The 18,595-nt window shown below is 39.0% G+C and carries 17 protein-coding genes; 8 read left to right on the top strand and 9 right to left on the bottom strand.

All coding sequences use genetic code 11. The annotated features are described in order from the left end of the window. Both C7Y70_RS07170 and C7Y70_RS07165 read right to left on the bottom strand, forming a co-directional pair. Entirely contained in the window at window positions 1–1,911 is a 1,911-nt protein-coding gene (locus C7Y70_RS07170; RefSeq protein ID WP_135473991.1) for a hypothetical protein, read from the bottom strand. 78 nt (window positions 1,912–1,989) lie between these two features. After that, window positions 1,990–4,215: a CapA family protein gene (locus C7Y70_RS07165; RefSeq protein WP_245321404.1), complete on the bottom strand. Its 2,226-nt coding sequence runs from the start codon at window positions 4,213–4,215 to the stop codon at window positions 1,990–1,992. A gap of 262 nt (window positions 4,216–4,477) precedes the next feature. On the opposite strand from C7Y70_RS07165, the gene tyrR reads away from it, so the two are divergent. Continuing rightward, complete coding sequence (tyrR, locus tag C7Y70_RS07160; RefSeq protein ID WP_135473989.1) at window positions 4,478–6,034, top strand: transcriptional regulator TyrR; 1,557 nt, start codon at window positions 4,478–4,480, stop codon at window positions 6,032–6,034. A gap of 14 nt (window positions 6,035–6,048) precedes the next feature. On the opposite strand, the gene C7Y70_RS07155 is transcribed toward tyrR, so the two are convergent. Then, window positions 6,049–6,537, bottom strand: a complete 489-nt coding sequence (locus C7Y70_RS07155) for a hypothetical protein (protein ID WP_099294556.1) — start codon at window positions 6,535–6,537, stop codon at window positions 6,049–6,051. Between the two features lie 108 nt (window positions 6,538–6,645). Between C7Y70_RS07155 and C7Y70_RS07150 the strand changes: the two genes are divergently transcribed. Beyond that, the gene (locus C7Y70_RS07150; protein ID WP_135473987.1) at window positions 6,646–7,182 is read left to right on the top strand and encodes a thioesterase family protein; all 537 of its coding nucleotides are present in this window, start codon (window positions 6,646–6,648) and stop codon (window positions 7,180–7,182) included. A 46-nt stretch (window positions 7,183–7,228) separates the two neighbouring features. Here the strand turns inward: C7Y70_RS07150 and C7Y70_RS07145 are convergent, their stop codons facing one another. After that, the gene (locus C7Y70_RS07145; RefSeq protein WP_099294560.1) at window positions 7,229–7,882 is read right to left on the bottom strand and encodes an OmpW family outer membrane protein; all 654 of its coding nucleotides are present in this window, start codon (window positions 7,880–7,882) and stop codon (window positions 7,229–7,231) included. Window positions 7,883–8,116: 234 nt separating this feature from the next. On the opposite strand from C7Y70_RS07145, the gene C7Y70_RS07140 reads away from it, so the two are divergent. After that, complete coding sequence (locus C7Y70_RS07140) at window positions 8,117–9,535, top strand: MATE family efflux transporter (RefSeq protein ID WP_135473985.1); 1,419 nt, start codon at window positions 8,117–8,119, stop codon at window positions 9,533–9,535. Between the two features lie 55 nt (window positions 9,536–9,590). After that, window positions 9,591–10,772 carry a succinyl-diaminopimelate desuccinylase gene (gene dapE, locus C7Y70_RS07135; protein ID WP_135473983.1) on the top strand — a complete coding sequence of 394 codons (1,182 nt, stop codon included), beginning with the start codon at window positions 9,591–9,593 and terminating at the stop codon, window positions 10,770–10,772. Between the two features lie 599 nt (window positions 10,773–11,371). Here the strand turns inward: dapE and C7Y70_RS07130 are convergent. Then, entirely contained in the window at window positions 11,372–13,090 is a 1,719-nt protein-coding gene (locus tag C7Y70_RS07130; RefSeq protein ID WP_099294568.1) for a GNAT family N-acyltransferase, read from the bottom strand. 153 nt (window positions 13,091–13,243) lie between these two features. Between C7Y70_RS07130 and C7Y70_RS07125 the strand changes: the two genes are divergently transcribed. Further along, window positions 13,244–14,164, top strand: coding sequence for a glyoxylate/hydroxypyruvate reductase A (locus C7Y70_RS07125; protein ID WP_135473981.1), 921 nt, complete (start codon window positions 13,244–13,246; stop codon window positions 14,162–14,164). Window positions 14,165–14,262: 98 nt separating this feature from the next. Continuing rightward, a complete protein-coding gene (locus C7Y70_RS20745) occupies window positions 14,263–14,394 on the top strand; it encodes a hypothetical protein (RefSeq protein WP_256827023.1) in 132 nt (43 codons plus the stop codon). A gap of 19 nt (window positions 14,395–14,413) precedes the next feature. Here C7Y70_RS20745 and smrA read toward each other — a convergent pair whose 3' ends face one another. The 3 genes from smrA to C7Y70_RS07110 all read right to left on the bottom strand — a co-directional run bounded on the left by smrA (window position 14,414) and on the right by C7Y70_RS07110 (window position 15,911). After that, a complete protein-coding gene (gene smrA / locus C7Y70_RS07120) occupies window positions 14,414–14,992 on the bottom strand; it encodes a DNA endonuclease SmrA (protein ID WP_099294572.1) in 579 nt (192 codons plus the stop codon). Window positions 14,993–15,119: 127 nt separating this feature from the next. Continuing rightward, window positions 15,120–15,365, bottom strand: a complete 246-nt coding sequence (locus tag C7Y70_RS07115) for a hypothetical protein (RefSeq protein WP_058559944.1) — start codon at window positions 15,363–15,365, stop codon at window positions 15,120–15,122. A 99-nt stretch (window positions 15,366–15,464) separates the two neighbouring features. Then, window positions 15,465–15,911 (bottom strand): hypothetical protein, encoded by a 447-nt coding sequence (locus tag C7Y70_RS07110; RefSeq protein WP_135473979.1) that lies wholly within the window; start codon window positions 15,909–15,911, stop codon window positions 15,465–15,467. A gap of 108 nt (window positions 15,912–16,019) precedes the next feature. On the opposite strand from C7Y70_RS07110, the gene C7Y70_RS07105 reads away from it, so the two are divergent. Further along, window positions 16,020–16,403, top strand: a complete 384-nt coding sequence (locus C7Y70_RS07105; protein ID WP_099294576.1) for a response regulator — start codon at window positions 16,020–16,022, stop codon at window positions 16,401–16,403. A gap of 54 nt (window positions 16,404–16,457) precedes the next feature. On the opposite strand, the gene rpsT is transcribed toward C7Y70_RS07105, so the two are convergent. Beyond that, window positions 16,458–16,718 carry a 30S ribosomal protein S20 gene (gene rpsT, locus C7Y70_RS07100; RefSeq protein WP_016708897.1) on the bottom strand — a complete coding sequence of 87 codons (261 nt, stop codon included), beginning with the start codon at window positions 16,716–16,718 and terminating at the stop codon, window positions 16,458–16,460. 254 nt (window positions 16,719–16,972) lie between these two features. Between rpsT and murJ the strand changes: the two genes are divergently transcribed. Then, the gene (gene murJ, locus C7Y70_RS07095; protein ID WP_280953825.1) at window positions 16,973–18,553 is read left to right on the top strand and encodes a murein biosynthesis integral membrane protein MurJ; all 1,581 of its coding nucleotides are present in this window, start codon (window positions 16,973–16,975) and stop codon (window positions 18,551–18,553) included. The last annotated feature ends 42 nt before the right edge of the window (window positions 18,554–18,595 follow it).

The following is an 18,595-nucleotide window of genomic DNA, read 5'->3' as shown; positions in this document are numbered from 1 at the left end:
TTACTCCATTAAACTTGTTGTTAATGGCTGCTGCCTATTTAGGGCATCAATTAACTGTTTGCTGTTAGGCATTTGAGATATTAAAGAGGCAATGTCGACAAATTCAAACAATATCCCTGAGACTTGAAATGGCTCCCCTGATGCGCTCTGCACGCTGGCAGAGTCCACAGCTCTAACATTAAGGATGTAAACTTGATTATCGAGTTGAGCTTCTAGGTAAATTTCGCCCTTTTGAAGTGTGATGTAACGTAACTTTCCTTTTGCAGTTTCAATATCTAAATTAGTTACTTGGCAAAGTAAATCTAATGCTGTCATTTCAAATATTGAAAATTGATGACGTGAAGCTAGCTCCTCTAATGCTTTATTTATTTGTACGACTTGGCCAAATAAATTAAAGAGTATAGTGGCAGATCGAATATGATTAAAAACATGCTCTAGGGTTGTTAACTTTTGCTCCATTTCAGTAATCGACGTTTTTACTTTTTGGCTTAAAGGCTCTTGAAGAGTTAGAGTAAGTAATCGCGATAGGGTGCTATTATTGATACTCGTTTGTGATTCATATATCCGATAATGGAACAGTAATTCACCTACTTGACCTGCAAATGCATTAACATTTTTTTCAAAGGCTTGTTGATTAAAATCCTCATTAGGGGTTACGGTCATTGCCCAAAAACCGCGAACGTCGCCTGCATAAGTTAATGGCACTATGTATTGAACTTCACCCTCACCTAATTCTTCAAAGAATGGTCTTTCTATGGCGATGACGGTCAATGCTTTTAAAGCGTCAGAGTATGGAGGGCGTTTGTAGTCACGTCGCATCTCTTGTATATCAGTAAGGTGGCAGTTGACAGCTCTGATCTCTGACAGGCGATGTTCACCCTCTTTACGGGCTAAAAAAATTGATTTGTTTAATGCTAATTGTTGACTAATTAAGCGCGTGATTGAGTCCCATGGTGAACTTTGCGAGATAAACGATTGAGGTAAATATCGGCCAATCATTTTTTGCTGTATGTTTCCAATTAAATTAACAAGCTCATATTCTTCATTTAGTTTTCTTATAACAACAACCCAAAGCAAGGTATAAAATGTCAAAACAATCATTTGACCTACAGGCAGAAAAACGTACTGAAAAAATAAAACAAAATAACTAAGTCCAAACCACGCAATACTCAATACAGAGGCTAAAACTAGGCTGTAAACAATTGATAGCTTTTGATAAGCAAATAACAGCGTGATAGAAAGACATAAAAATAACAATGTACTTTGCCACGGTTGAACAATTAGCACTGCGTTTTCTTTTTGCAGTGTGTCTGCAATATAGGCCACAAGTAAAAGGTAATTTGTGCTCTGCGAAAGCTTAGGTGCATTAAGTGAAACCCCTAACCCTGCATTTTTTTGCCCTAAAATTATGAACTTATTTTGTAATTGACTGGCCATAATGTCCATTGCCATAAGGCGTTCAGCTGAAAACTTAGGTAATGCAGCCGGGGCTAGTTCAAAATTGACTAATGCAGTCGTATTTTGGGTTTTAAATAGAAGGGGCCAAATAGAATGACAGCGAGTCTTATCCGATGATGTAATTTCAATGTTATAACCAGCCCAATCATTTAAAGTGGGCAGGCAGTAGTCATTATCTGGGTGCGGATAATAAACAGTCTTTTGATCAGATTTGCTCACATCGTTATTTAATTGTAGCTGCTCATTTGACACAACAATGATATGGCTTGGTTCATAGGTTTGTAATTGTTTAACTATTTCAGTGTGTTCGCGGCTCAGGTGCTCGCTTTCAATAAGCACGACTTCACTTTGCTGACTCTGTGTTAAATGAGCAAGTTGGCTATATAACAACGCATTCACAGAATGAAAAAGTGAGAGTGAATTGGCAACTATAATGGTGCTAAATAACATCATTATTAGCCAGAAATTTTTCTGGCGTTGCAATAGTGATAGTTGGTGCTTTAAAGCCACAGAAGATCCAATGAAAGTACGTTAGTTAAAAGTGCTAAATGTAAGCTTGTATGTGACAGGTGTGCTGGAATCGGCGTATAAAAAATCAAACCCATGCATTTTTTTTGTTTGCCAAACGCCTTCATCAATTACGAGCTTATCTTGCCACGACACCATCGCAATATCGTCTAATGCTAAGCTGGCTTCATCGTTGCTGGGAGGAAAATGTCTAAAGGTTACTTTCACCCCACGTGCTGGCAGATTTTCTGGACCTAATGTAGTTGTGTCTGCTGGTAACGTAAAATTGTAATTAAATGCTTGCCATGAGTATGTTCCTGCTTGTGCGATATCGCTATACTCTGTAGAGAACTCTAGCGCATCTTCTGCAGTAGTCGTGACTAACTTTAGCTCTAATCTACCTGCGTTCTCGCCTTTCATATAGCCAATTAAGCTGAAGTCTTTAAATGCTTGTGTTTGACCATTGTTATCATAAAATTCCATTGTACGTATTGTTTGTCTGAACGGAATTATTGAAGGCGTATTATCAAACTGTGTTCGTGATGAACACAAGGCTTGAAGACCACTTCGAACATTACTTATACAGGGCGTGACGCTATCGCCACTGTGATCCCATCTTGCAACCTCAAGTTGTTCATCATCATTATCCCAATCTTCAAAGTCGCCAAATATCATCATGTCACGGCCGAACTTAAGGGATGTGGGGGCATCGCCTTCTATTATTTCTATTTTAGATAAAAAAGCGGCTGTTGAGGGGGCATAATCGCGTAAATCAATCATACTCTGCTCTGCGCTTAGTGAAACTGTTTCAGTGTGTTGAGTTACTTGCATTTGGTTTTTACTAAAGTATAAATCAGCATACCCATCTCTAGGGATTAAAGTGATGTTATCGTCCGAAAGGCTTGCGAGTCGGCGGATTAAATAGTTACTTAAAAATCCATGTGTGAATTTAGGTTGATACCCTTCTACATAAACAGGATAAACTACTCCACGTTTTGTCGGGGAACTACTGTCTGTGTCAACCTTAACCATCACGGCAACACCCAATAAGGTTTCCAATCGGTCTTGATCAAACATAAAGTTACCAAGGCCTAAAATAGCAGGTACACCATCATACATTGCAAAGCCTTGAGCAACGTGCGGGTGGTGTGCAATCAAAAGATTAACGCCGTATTTAGCAATCGTTTCAAATCGACTTTCAATATAAGGGGTAGGAGAGTAAGAATACTCATCGCCGCCATGCATTTGTACAATTGAGTAATCGCTGTTGGTTATCGTATCTTCAACCGCATTAATCACTAATGGTGTATTGGTTAAATCAGCAGCCCCTCCTTTCGTTTCGCTGGACACATAGTTTATTTCGTGCTCGTTCCCAGGAATTGATGTAGCTGAAAATAAACCTAATTTAATCGTGCCAACATCCAGTAACTTTGGCGCATAAGACTCTTGATTATTCTTACCAGCACCACTGTGAGCAAACCCAGCGTTATTGACTTCAATAATTGTGTCATCAAGTCCGTCTTCTAAAAAGTCGTAAACGTGATTATTACCAAGAGCTACGTAGTCGATCCCTATGTCTGTTAATCCTTGCAATGTTTCAGGTAACGAGAAAAAAGCAAACTCTTTAGTTGGATGTACTGTTTGTGGAGTCCCAGTAACAGGACTTTCTAAATTAACAGAGGCAAAGTCAGCAGCTAAAAATAAAGGGGCTACGTATTGTGATAGCTTTTTAGCATCTTCACTTGCACTAGAAGGTCTAATTAACGCTTCATCTATATTTGGAATATCAGCTGACATTGTTGAAAGTGAGGGGTCGAGGTAGCGACGACCAAACATTGTGTCGCCAGCAAAGAGTAGCTCTACTTCATTTGTTTTTTTGCTAAGGAGTGTGATTGTTTTTGAATTGGAAGTGTTACTTATACTCAGTGTTTCAATATGGGGCAAATAATTAGATGCATTTATATCTAACCGGTAATTTCCATAAGGCATGTTTTTAAGCGATATTTTGCCTGCATTGTCACTTATATACACAACACCATTTAATTTTACGGAAACATTACTCGCAGCTTCATTATTTTCATTCAAAATAGTGACGGTAACAGAGTCTGTATTTTGAAAGTATTGCTCGCGCAGTTGAATTTCAGTTTGTTGACTCTGAGTTTCCTCAGTCTCGTAAGGGTCTTCTACCTTACATGCACTGATAAAAATAATAATAAGACAAGGCAGAGTTATAGTTCGTATATTGTGCAAATTAGTCTCGTTAACATTAATATATTGTTGTTGTATGTTTTTTAAGTGTAAATTATTTTGCTTATTCTTAAAATGGCAACAAATCACAAAGTGTGAAAATGTACCTTTAAGGTTAGTACTAAAACTACATGAAGCCTATAGGAAATGGCTTAATTTAAAATATAAAGTGTAATCGTCCAAAAATCTTTACGATATACTATCCTCATTCGCTTTGTTCGCGTATTATTCGCGGAATATTGGTTTTCTCTTTTTTGAGGGTGAAATGCGTTTAGATATACACTGTGCAGACCGGATTGGTATTGCTCAAGAAATACTTAATATTTTAGTGAACTACCAAGTTGACTTAAAAGGTATTGAGGTTGATTCAGTTAACTGCCGTATGTATGTAAGTTTCCCGCCTATTGAATTTGAACAATTTCAAAAAATCATGCCTTCAATTCGTTTGATTGAAGGCGTTATGGATGTTCGAACAACTGCATTCTTACCTTCTGAGCGTGAACATAACGAACTAAATACGCTTTTAAGAGCCTTGCCTGACGGAGTAATTTCAATTGATGCCAAAGGCTGGGTTAGACTTTGCAATGACGCTGCATGTAAAGATTTACAATTAACAGAAAAAGAAGTTATTGGCTCAAATATTAATAACTTACTTAAAGGGTTTAATTTTACCCGTTGGCTAGAAAGTAAAGAAGTGCTTGGCCAAACAACGCGCGTTGAAGTTGCTGGTGAAGACTTTATTGCCGATATCTTACCAATTTCAGTGCCGCAAGGTGCTGAAGGCGATGTGCTTGCCGGTGCAGTAATAAACATAAAATCTCAAAGTCGTCTAGGCCAGCAAGTCAGTGCGTTTAGACGTTATGGTCAAGAGAGCTTTGCAACTATTCATAACTTTAGCACTGCAATGCGCAGAGTTGTGCGAGAAGCCCGTAAAATGGCGCAGCTTGAAGCTCCCATATTAATCACAGGTGAAACGGGCACAGGTAAAGAGTTGTTAGCTCGTGCGTGTCATTATGCTTCCAACCGTTCAGTTAAACCGTTTATTGCGTTGTCGTGTGCGTCTTTGCCTGATGATGTTGCAGAGTCGGAGCTCTTTGGTTATGCAGGCTATGAAGAAAATGCTGCTCCTAAGCGTGGTGTATTAGAGCAGGCTGACGGCGGTACGGTGTTTTTAGATGAAGTTGGGGAAATGTCGACTCAGTTGCAAACTAAATTGCTCCGATTTTTACAAGACGGTACGTTTAGAAAAGTAGGCGATGAGAACGAAGTAAAAGTAAATGTTCGCATCATTGCTGCAACGCAAAAAGATTTGCCCGCGATGGTTCAAGAAGGTGCGTTTAGAGAAGACTTATATTATCGGATAAACGTATTAACCCTTGAGATAGCTCCGCTGCGTGATAGAAAGGCCGATGTTGGCCCGCTTGCTGAGCACTTTATACAAAAGTATGCACAGCAAAATGGCCATGCAATACCTGAATTATCGGCAGAGTGTTTAACGTTTTTACAAGATTACCCGTGGCCAGGTAATGTACGCCAACTCGAAAATGCGATTTACAGAGCTGTATCACTTTTAGATGATAATGAACTCAGAGTTGAGCATTTGCAATTACCTACGTTTACTCACGATTTAGGGTATTTGGAATCGGATTTCGAGGGGTCGCTTGATCAAGCTGTTAAACGATTTGAGGCGACGTTGCTTCGTAAACTTTATCCGGCTTACCCAAGCTCACGTCAACTCGCAAAACGCTTAGGTTTGAGCCATACCGCTGTTGCAAACAAACTGCGCGACTATGGAATTAACCGTAAAACAGTAAAAGTTTAACCCTTTAATGGGCGCTATTGTTTAGTGCCCATGTCTTTTGTTACACCATCAATAGCAATTCTATCAATGCCATCATTGTTAAACTTAACAGTTATACTGATATTATTACGTGCAAAAAAGTAATCTTTATTATCAAGGCTAATTACATAATCACCTTTTACAGGATCCTTGAATTTACTCTTTTTAAGTTGTAGTGAATGCTCACCAATTTGCCAATTAAATGTTTCGATGAAGCCATTGTTAAATTCTTGAACCCAAATTTGCTCTTCGTCTTTAGATAGGGTTATAGCGATAGAGTACGACTCAGGTAACTGCATCGCATAGCTTTTACTACCAATCTTAAATTTACCCTCGGCTTCATTCCAACCAAAGCCAAATGAAAATGGCTTTTCTACACCCGTTGGGTAGCGAACTTGACCTTCACCAAGGTAATCAAAGTCAGCCCAAACAGAACTGCTAAACATTACACAAGCTATCGCGGTCGTGAAAGTTAATTTAGTCATTTTTATGTATACTCTTTCTCATCATATAGTTGAGATTAGAGTAGATTATTCTCCAATGCAACTTACTGTGTTACACTCGAGCTATTCTTGACTGGTAAGACCTTTATCGTGAACCTTTATTTTCGCCTTTTATTGCTGTTTTTTAAGATTAAACGTAACCGACACTACCAATCGTTATTGGATACTGTTGATATCGAGTATAAAGCGCTCCCTACCGACTGTGATATAAACTTACACCTCACTAATTCTCGCTACTTAGCTATGATGGACTTAGCGCGTACGTGGATGACAGAGCGAGTCGGTTTATTAGGGCCTATATTGAAAAAGCGCTGGTTTCCAATAGTTAATGCAACTGCCATTACATATATACGTGATATTAAGCCGATGCAGCGTTATACCATTAGCACGCGCTTAGTTGGTTGGGACCACAAATACTTTTATATTGAACAGAAGTTTCATTCTAAAAGTGGGTTACATGCAATTGCTTATGTCCGTGGTGTGTTTAAGCGTAAAAAAGGAGTTGTGAGTGTTGAGGAAATGCTCGAAGTGGCTGGGTTTAATGATGTTGCTCCAATTTTACCTGCTGAGGTAATGCATTGGAAAGAAATGCTAGAGCAAAAGAAGGTAACAAACTTGCCTTCTTAATTGCATAAAAAAAGGCCTTGCGGCCTTTTTTTGTTAGTGCGTAATCTTAGAAGCTGTACTTTACACCTAGCATAGCTACCACAGGGTCAATCTTAACTGTTGAGGTAAGTGCCTTTGCGCCATTTGCATACACAGTAGCATCAGTTTCAATATCCATTACAGACACCATCGCGTGTAGGCCCCAGTTTTTATCAAACATGTAATTAAAGCCAGCTTGTGCTGCTAAACCAAATGAGTTATCAAGTTTTACTTCAACATCATCTGTGGCAAGTACTGATTTGAGTGCTGCTGATGGCTCTTCATCAAAAAACACTGTGTAGTTAACACCAACGCCTACAAATGGACGAAATGCTGATTGACTGTCTAAAAAATGATATTGAGCAAACAATGAAGGTGGTAGATGCTTGATTGTTGCAATTTTATTGCCTGCTAAACCGCCTGCGCCATTTACGTCATGAGAGAAAGGGGTTGCAGCCACTAACTCTAACACCCAGTTATCATTTAATGCGTAATCAACAGTAATACCTAACTGGGTATCTGAGTCTGCTTTTAAGCCTAATGCTGTATTTTCATTAATCGCTGAGTTGGTATTGTCAGGGTTTACATTAATAGCACCGACATTAACACTCAGGTTTGCACTTGCAAAAGGAGACGCGATTAATAGTGATGTAAATAACGCTGCGCTAAGTTGTTTTTTCATGCTGTTCTCCGAGAACGACTATTTTTGAATTGCGACCATTATCAATCAACTTAAAAATAAAAAACTGTTCTAGATCAAGGTTTATTAAGCACAATTGCGACGTCATAAGTTTGTTTGATTTAGATTAAGTTTTTGTCCACTTGTTATAGAAATATATTGACGTCGATGGATTTCGAACTGTTCATCTTTAGGTCATGGTTTTGCGTTATAATAAGCGCCTAAATAAGGCATGCTATGAATCAAACCACTTCACTTTTTCTTAATGGGTCTATCGCCAAAGCGCTTACAAAGCTCGCGATACCGATTATTCTTATCAATATCTTGCAGTCAGCTTATCAATTGACAGATGCGTTTTGGGTTGGCCGATTAGGCGCCGCTCAAGTGGCTGCTGTATCAGTGAGTATGCCAGTTACATTTTTAGTTATTGCGATAGGTTCTGGACTGGCAATGGCTGGTGCTATTTTATCTGCTCAATATATGGGAGCGGGGCAACAAGAAAAAGTAAATCATGTTGCTGCTCAAACTATGCTAATGGTGACAATCACCGCCAGTGTATTGGGTCTGATTGGATACACTTTATCGCCATATTTTTTAACGTTGTTAGGAGTTGACGAAGTTGTTTACGACGATGCGTTGAAGTTTATGCATGTATCCTTTATTGGTGTAGTTTTTGTTTTTATTTATGCCATGTTCCAAGCATTAATGCGGGGGATTGGCCAAACGAAGGTGCCTTTAATCATTGTTAGTTGTACAGTTTTACTAAACTTTGTGCTTGACCCTTTATTTATTTTTGGTTTTGGTGATTTTAAGGGATATGGCGTAATGGGCGCAGCGTTAGCAACGCTCGTTACGCAAAGCCTTGCTGCATTGACTGGTGTTATTATATTTATGCGCGGTCGCCATGGTATTCAATTAAGCTTATCAAGCTTTATTCCTGATTTAGCCTATATAAAGCAGGCTTTTGTTTTAGGTGCGCCAGGCTCTGTTGAGTTATCTACCCGTGCATTTGGTTTAATTATTATGTCATTTTTGGTAGCGAGCTTTGGTACTCAAACCATCGCGGCGTATGGCGTGGGTTCGAATGTGCTACAAATGATAATGATCCCAGCCATGGGATTGTCGATGGCTGTATCGACCTTGGTTGGGCAAAACATGGGGGCTGGCAATGTGAAACGTGCAGCGCAAATTACCAAACTTGCCGTCTTATGGGGGTTAATTGGATTATCAATCATTGGTGGGCTTGCTTACTTTTTTGCTTCAGCGCTGGTGGCATTTTTTATTCCTGATGATCCAGATGTTATAAACCAAGGTGCACATTTCATAAGGGTAATGAGCTTAACATGGGGTGGGATTGGGGTGCAGCTTTGTGTTGTCGCAGCATTTAGAGCGTCGGGCAATATGTTAAACGCGATGTTACTGGCCTTATTCTCTCAGTGTGTGGTTCAGTTTCCTGTTGCATATATTTTATCAAAGCACACACTATTAGGTGATCACGGTATTTGGTACTCGTTTGCTGTGACCAATATTGCTGTAGCTTTATTATCTTACCTGTGGTTTTGCAATGGGCGCTGGCAACGAACACGCCTAACCAAAGAAGATAAAAATATTGCTAAAGTTACGCAAGAAGCCTTTATAGAAGAGGGGAGTCATTAAGCGGTCATAAAATCACGGTGTAATAAACACTTCTATGTTAATAGGTGTGATTCTGATGACGTTATCTATTCAACCTACATTATTTGCTAAAGAGAATGAAGCCCAAGCAGTTGTTGATTACTTACAGACGCTGATTAAATTTAATTCTGTGACTCCGTACCAAGCGGGTGCTATTGATTGGTTAGAAAGCCAACTAGATAGACTTGGTTTTGAGTGTGAGCAATTTACGTTTAATAATGTGACTAATTTAATCGCTAAAATACATTTTGGTGACGGGCCTATTTATGCTTTTTCGGGGCATATTGATGTTGTTCCAGCCACAGCTGAACATTGGTGTGTGGCACCTTTCTCTGGCGCTATTTTAAACGACGCTGTTTATGGACGCGGTGCTGCTGACATGAAAGGAGGTGTGGCTGCTATGCTGCGTGCAACTGAGCAGTTAGTTGTTAATAAAGAAGCTAAAAAAGGCACCTTTTATTGGCTAATTACCTCAGATGAAGAGGGGGAGGCCGAATATGGCTCTTTATTAATTGCGGAGCGTCTAGCTCAACAAGGAGTTAAGCTAGATGGTTGTATTGTGGGTGAACCAACGAGTAATTTACATGTTGGTGATACAATAAAGAATGGACGACGTGGTGCGCTGTCAGCGCGTTTAAATATAAAAGGAAAGGCAGGTCATGTTGCCTATCCCGAAAATACGATTAATGCAGCTCACTTAAGTGCAGACGTAGTTAAACGCCTAACTAACATTGATTGGTCTTGCGATGAGCCAGGTTCCAATACTAGCCTGCAAATTACCGGGATCAACATCGACAATGTGGTTGACAATATGGTGCCAGCTCAGTGTGAGGTAACGTTTAATGTGCGATACAGCCACGGCTATAAAAGCGCTGATATAAAAAATGAAATTCAATTTGTGCTTGGCGATTTAGCGCAAAACCTCAATATAGAATGGGAGCGTCCGTGTGAATCATTTTATACCAGCCACCAGTCTCAAAATTGTTTATTAGCGCATGTAGAGCAAGCAGTATTGAGTGTGACAGGAAGCTATCCTCTATTAAGCACCAGTGGTGGCACATCTGATGGGCGCTTTTTTGCTAATAATCATACCCAAGTGATTGAATGCGGGGTCCGAAATAATACAATTCATCAAGTCAATGAACATGTGCCAATTGACGACTTAGTTAAAATTGAATCCATTTATACAACTTTGTTAACTACTCTTTTTCGATGTTAGCCAGTTTGACAGTTGCTTACATCTTTGTTACTTTTTTGGGTAAGCTTTCTGTAAGTAATCAGATATTTTCTAGTTACAGAATCAGAAATACCTGTTCTCACTCATTACTATTTTGGCTTTATAGTCAATTTTGTAAAACTCAGTAAAAGTATAATGTTTATCACAAAATTGAGAACCGAGTATGTGAGAGTCGGAGTTAGTTTAAAGAAAAGTTAATTTCTATTATTGGTGAGTATGTAGTCACTAAACAGATTGACCCCATAGTTTATCTGATACTACTAATTTTTCTGTAAGTAGACTTAAGCTTAACTTTACATACATATGAAGAGTATCGATCAAAAGATGCGCTGTATTTTTAGTTAATTATACAAATAAAGGTTATCGTATGGGCATATCAGGTTTAGGTATTTTAGGTACGTTGCTCGTTTTAGTTTCAATATTTTTGGTTGCACTGATACCATTTTATATTGTCTATATCATAGTAAAAAAAGCTGTGAAGAGTGGAATAGAAGAATCCTTGAATAAACACAAAGATGCATAAAAGATATTTGAACATTGTTTCTGAGTTACCCCACAACATTAGGTTGTGGGGTTTTAAATTATAAGGTCGCTTTGCCCAAATAGCGTTTTGCTTTACTTGCTTTGACTTTTTTAAGATCCACTAATACCAGCCCATCAATACAGTTATTGAACTCTGGGTCTACGCTAAAACTTAAAAACTGCACGCCACCAGGCTCACACAATTCTGTGTATTGCTTAAACAAGGTAGGAACTTGTGCCCCCATGTTGGCAAGAATATGTTTAAGCTCAACAAAGTCCTCTTTGATATCATCACCGCAAAAAATGCTTTGGCATTGTTTAAGCTGCTGCTCTGTCGGTTTAAATTCATTGTTTGGCGTGGCAATTATGTCTTTTGTACCATAGTAATGCTGGTAGTAATGAACCAACATGGCTTTAGCCTGATCAGGTAGTGCATTAGATACACTGACAGCACCATAGAGATAACGATACTGGGGGTAGTTTTGTATAAATGCTCCGATACCGTACCATAAATAATCTAAGCTTTTGCGTCCCCAATATTTAGGTTGCACGAAACTACGACCAAGCTCAATGCCTGCTGCAAAATAAGGGGTCATCTCATCACTATAAGAAAATAAGCTATCCGTGTATAACCCTTTTCGTCCCTGTTTATTAATAACTTCCTGTGCACATGCTAGACGGTATGCTCCTACTAACTCGAGTTGGTTTGGATCCCATAAGACGAGATGCTGATAGTCCATATCATATTTATCGATATCACGGCGCTTTCCACTGCCTTCACCCACTGTGCGAAACGATATTTCGCGCAAACGACCCAACTCTCTAAAAATGGCGGAGCTTCCTTGGTATTGGTACAAATATATTTTCATACCGTCGCTCGTTGTTCCGAGTAACTGACAAGCCTCAATGGCCTTTTTAAGTTCTTTTTTACACTCAGATGATGCAATTGGGGTTTGTGTTTTTAGAGGAAGTGTTTTTTTACTTACCAATCGGTATAGCTGCTTTCTAATGAGGTTAACGACTTCTTTATCTTTCAAGTTTTCAATTAAATACGATTCAGGAGGAATTGATGCGCCTATTTCAAACTCAAGAGATTTTTGTCGTTGTTTAAACATTTCCTTCACTAACAATAAGCTAGCCAATGGCTTGTAAATCATGGATGTGCCATAAAATAATGGACTATTTTTTGCCTTGATAAAAATGGGTAAAATGGCGCAGTTCGCTTTTTTAGCTATGCGAAGAAAGCCGCTATTCCACTTGCAATCTTTGATGCCCGTTGGGCTTAGGCGAGAGACTTCCCCAGCAGGAAAAATTAAAATAGCGCCCTCATCTTTAAGATGCTTATGAATATTGCTTAGCTCTTTCTTCTTACTGGTGCCAGAGAGGTTATCGACAGGTAATAGTAAAGAATGCATAGGCGTTACTGACATCAACATTCGATTAGCAACTACTTTTAAATCTTTTCGGGCACTAAATAAAACTTTGATCAACGCTAAAGCATCTAATGATCCGATAGGGTGGTTAGCAACAATTACTAGCTTGCCCTCACTGGGAATATTCTCGATTTGCTTAGGCTTATAGCGGGTATCAAAGTCAAGCTCATCTAATACTTGCTCTACAAACTCGATACCTTCTAAATGTGGGTAAGCATCGCCAAATGCAACAAACTCTTGCTCATGGAGTAAGTAACCCAACCCTTTTTTAACTAACCCTTTTACCTTCGGAGAGTTTTCTAATTGTGGAAGGTTAGCCGCAATGACTTTATCAACACTGATCATAATTACCTCATTGTCTTTGGTGATCAATATACGAACAGATTAAAAGTTTGCTATGACAGTTAGGTTGCAGTTGTATGACTTTTTAAAGAGGGTATTTAACATTGGTGTTTATTGAAGTGTTTAATATAATGAAAAAAAACGGTAGAGAAAAATATGCACTTACTCATCGCGATTAGTAACCGAGACTGCAAAAAGTTAGTTAACACACTGCAAACATACTTACCCGATGTGGAAATCTCGCTGTGGCCACATTGTCGTAATTTACATACTGTAGAATTTGTCGTTGCATGGCTTGCGCCTGAGCAAATGTGGCAACAATTACCCAATCTTAAAGCTGTCTCATCATTCGGCGCTGGGGTTGATAGTATAAACTTAGACTTGTTAGCTGATGATGTTGTGGTTACACGAATCGTTGATGACGCATTAGCCGATGATATGGCTGAATACGTGTTAACTCACATTCTAGCGCAAAAACTGAAATTAAAAGAGTATTTTAGTAAGCAGCAAGCTCAGCTTTGGCAACCCAAACGAGCACATAAATTTAACCATGTAGTATTTTTGGGCTTTGGCCAATTAGGCCAGCACTGCGCTAAACGCTTACTTGCCAATAAATTAGTCGTAAGTGCTTTTTCACAAAGCCCGAAACAATTTACTGATGTAACCTGCGTTCATAGCCAAGAAGGACTGACAAATATTTTATCTAAAGCAGATTACCTCGTATGCTTATTACCTTTAACGGCCCACACTGAAAATATTATTGATAAAGCGCTATTAACTCAGCTTCCTGAGCATGGCGTTGTGATCAATGTGGCTCGTGGTAAGCATGTTGTTGAAGAGGACTTAATTTGGGCACTTGACAATAACGTTATACGCGCAGCGACCTTAGATGTTTTTAGGCAAGAACCATTGCCGAAAGAGCATCCATTTTGGTCTCATGATGCAATTACAGTCACTCCACACTGCGCTGCTTTGTCGAGTATTGCCAATGTAGCAAAGCAAATAGCAGACAATGTCCAACTCCTCGATAAAGGGTTAGAACTAAATCATCAGGTTGATAGAACAAAAGGTTATTAAAATTTGAACAATTCATGGTGTATACATGTTGTTAACATGTGTGATTTTAGTTATTGTAGATGTGTTGCGAAAAAATAATAATAAAAACAAGGTTAACTATGAAACACCAACAAGGCGGCGTTAAATTTAGTCTCATTGTTCTATCAGTCATCCTTATGGGTGTATCAGCATGGTTTAATCAGGCTAATGCCGATGAGCCAAATCAAGCTGAAATCACCCAACAGGATTAATCATACCCGTTGCGAGAGCTCAGCGCTTAGCATGGCGCTCTCGATTCTCATGTTTTTTCTCATCACTCTTTTTCAGTAAAACATAGGTAGCACCTATACCGCCGTGCTGCTTTAATGCTGTGTGAAATGCTAAAACGTAATCTAGCTCTTGTAACCATTTGTTGGTGTAACTTTTTAATATACCTGGTGTTTTCTTATTTTTAATACCAATACCGTGGCGTATTAAAACTACGCGGATATTTCTTGCTTGGCAGTCAGTGATAAAATCGAATAATGATTCTCTAGCGGACTTTAACGGCTGCCCGTGTAGATCTAGCGTGGCGTCAACTTGGTACTTCGCTAAGCGTAGATTTTTAAATACACCATCCTGGACACCCGCATTTTTATAACTTAAAAGTGAATCTGGGGGTAAAAGCTCTACGCGCTCACTACGAAGGTAATTCTCATCAACCGATAAATCTGCTTCAGCTGCTTTTCTCTTTTCTTGTTGTGATAAAGAAGGGGCCGTCTTTGAGTGTTGTAATTTGACCGTGTCATGATTTAACGGCTTTACATCTTCCATGGATGATAAAAATAAATCAAAATCAGATACTGACATAGGTCACCTTAAATTAGCTTTATACGTAGCGGATTTTAGCCTAGTTCACCTTTTTAGTCATTGAGCAGATAAAAAAATACCTCGGTGAGTCATCTCAGCGAGGTATAAAATTATCTTGGGAGAGATATTAATTCGTCGTTACATTTAGTTGCCCAAAAGTATAAACTTTGAACAGGTAGAATGTATTGATCAACACTAAGCTCATATTTGAAATAACACTCGAAGACATTAAGTCTAAACTAAACGATAAAAACAGTAATACGCAGGCGCTAACAGCTGCAATACGTAGTAAAGTTAGTTGATTGATAAATAGCGCCCCTAATCCAAGGGCTAACAGAATAAAATTTAAAAGCCAATCTAGCTCGTTTAACATGGTCGTTTCAGTGTACTTGTGGTGAAAAAGGAGCGCCATTATGGTGATCTTTTACACAGCTTTCAACCAAGTAATTTTGTAATTTTCAGATTAGTTTTATTAATCCAAAATAAGTTTTTTCATCGCGGCAAAAAAGCCACTTTTTTCTGTTACTCGGTACTTTTGGCATGTAGCTGGTTGCTTAAGGTCTTGGCAAAGGTAAATTGTATTGCGCTCCAGATCGGCTCTAGGCTGCAAGCTAGAGTCAAATAGATTGGCACCATAGCCGAATAGGCCTGGCCAATAGACACTCTGGGTAACTAAACCTAGCTTCTGATAAGTTATCAATTGTGGTTTTGGCGTAATTAAAAAGCCTAATACGATAACAATTAAACTTATTATTAATTTTCGGCTTTTTGGCTTGTTTTCATCCGCACTCACATTATTCGCTGTATTGGCAGTACTTTGAGCTGTGGCTGCGGTTGTTTTCTTCGCTGAAGACTTTTGCGTTTTATTTCGCTGTGGCGTTTTCCCCAACAGAGATTGTTTTTTTATTTTATTTGACATAAAGCAAATCTGGCCTTTTAAGCAGGTGTCTCTATAATGAGATCAGTGTATTAAAAAATTCTTAAGTATAATAACTTAAACCTAGCGGATAGCCTATGGGGATCAAGTATGAATGCGCAGCTTTCAATTTTAATAGTCGATGATGTAGGTACGGTTCGTAGCTTTTTGCATCAAACACTTATGCATTTAGGGATAGAGAAGGTAAGAGAAGCGTCTACAGCAGCCCAATGCATTAGCGCTTGCCAAGAGGCCGATTACAATATTATTTTTTTAGACATTGAGTTGCCAGATGGCGATGGCAAAGAAATAATTGCGAAGATAAATGAAATCAATCCCGCTTCGAATGTTGTGATGGTTTCAGCACACTCAACAGTTGAGAACGTTAAAGACGCTATTGATAAGGGAGCAAAGGGGTTTGTAGTTAAACCTTTTACACCAAAGAAAATAGCAGCCATGCTGAAAAAGTTTTATCCAGACCTTGAAATAGCCTGATTCAGATACAAAAAAACCGGCCAAGGCCGGTTTTTTATATTCTACAAAAACAAATTATAGTGCTTTGATCTTAGCAGCTAAACGGCTCTTATGACGAGCAGCTTTGTTTTTGTGAATTAGACCTTTAGTTGCGTAACGGTCTAAAATTGGTGTAGCAACTGCGAAAGCTTGCTGTGCAGCTTCCTTGTCGCCCGCTTCAATAGCAACAACTACTTTTTTGAAGTATGTACGCATCATTGAACGACGGCTTGCGTTATGCTGACGGTTTTTTTCGCTAGTGATAGCGCGTTTTTTTGCAGACTTGATGTTAGCCAAGGTTTGCTCCTAACAATCTTAAAATAAGCTTAATTTAAAGGCCGTGGAATATGCCTTTTTTAATCATGATTGTCAATAAAAAATTGACAAAACAAGAAAAACTGCTCCTTTGTAACGAACATCAATTTGCCGCTCTAGCAGTTAATATCCCTATTGTAACAAAGCCCATGCACTGAGCCTAGTGCTTTAGAGCGATTTATAAAAAAGACTGTGGCATAATTAACTTTCTCATTGGTTTTTAAGCAGGTTTTAGTGTGGCAAAAGGATTATTTCGTTCAGGTATGATTGTAAGTGCAATGACCATGATTTCGCGTGTTTTAGGTCTTGTGCGTGATGCCGTTGTAGCAAATTTACTGGGTGCTAATGCTGCCGCAGATGTATTTTTATTTGCTAATCGAATACCTAACTTTTTACGTCGCTTGTTTGCAGAAGGTGCCTTTGCCCAAGCATTTGTGCCTGTATTGTCTGATATTAAAGAGCAACAGGGCGATGATAAAGTCAGGCTTTTTGTTGCTCAGGCCGCAGGCACACTAGGAACCATTTTATTAATCGTCACAGTGTTAGGTGTTATCGCTTCACCCGTGATTGCAGGGTTATTTGGAGCCGGTTGGTTTATCGATTGGTATCAAGGCAACCCCGACGGTGAAAAGTTCATTCTTGCCAGTGAATTGTTAAAGTGGACATTCCCTTACTTATTTTTTGTAAGTTTAGTGGCATTAAGTGGTGCAGTTATGAATGTCTACAATCGTTTTGCTGTTGCTGCATTTACACCTGTGTTACTTAATATTTCAATCATTAGTTGTGCTATGTTGTTGCACGATAAATTTAACGTTGGAGCGTATTCACTTGCCATTGGCGTGTTTGTTGGTGGGGTCGTGCAATTATTGTTTCAACTGCCGTTTTTGTATCGCGCAAAAATGCTTAGTAAGCCCCGCTGGGCTTGGCAAGATAGCAATGTAAAGAAAGTACGTAAACTGATGATTCCAGCGTTGTTTGGTGTTTCTATTAGCCAAATCAATTTACTACTCGATACCCTGATTGCCTCGCTATTGATGACCGGTTCTATCGCATGGCTGTATTACTCAGACCGATTGATTGAGTTCCCGCTAGGGCTGTTTGGCATTGGTATAGCCACAGTCATCTTACCTGCGTTATCTAAGTTACATAGCACTAAAAGTAGTGGTGATTTTCAGCATACACTGGATTGGGGGGTACGATTTGTAATTTTTTTAGGTCTGCCCGCAATGATTGGCTTAATACTTATTAGCCCGTTAATTATTTCAGTGTTGTTCGATCATGGTGCTTTTAAAAATGGTGAGGTTGACCATGTGCACGCGGTAAGCTTGGGCGTTACAGCTTATTCGGTTGGCCTGGTGAGCTTTATGTTGATTAAAATTCTAGCGCCAGGTTTTTATGCTCGCCAAGATACCAAAACCCCCGTTCGAATTGGTATTATTACGCTCGTACTTAATATGGTTTTCAATATAATGCTTGCCCCATTTATTGGTTATTTGGGGCTTGCTTTGGCCACTTCAATGTCCGCTAGTTGCAATGCTTACTTGCTATATAGACAATTAAAGAAAGAAAAAGTATACAGCTTTTCAAGTTTTAGTAGTTGGTTTACCGTGAAGTGTCTTATTTCTAGTGCGGTCATGGGATTGAGTGTTTGGTATATTTCAAACCAGTTTTTATGGCGTGAGTGGCACTTTAGTCAACAAGTTGTTTTACTATGCAGCCTATTAGCGCTAGCAGGGGTTGCCTATTTCTTGTCGATGTTTTTGCTAGGTGTAAGACTAAATACGATAAAAAACGTAGCAACTACTGAATCAAATTAAAAAAAAGATTATAATCGGCCATTCTACGGCTGAAATAAATTT

The sequence above is a fragment of the Pseudoalteromonas sp. KS88 genome (assembly GCF_004766475.1).
In the GTDB taxonomy this organism is placed as follows: domain Bacteria; phylum Pseudomonadota; class Gammaproteobacteria; order Enterobacterales; family Alteromonadaceae; genus Pseudoalteromonas.
The sequence above is the reverse complement of the archived record's forward strand: the minus strand, read 5'-3'. Positions and strand labels throughout refer to the sequence as shown.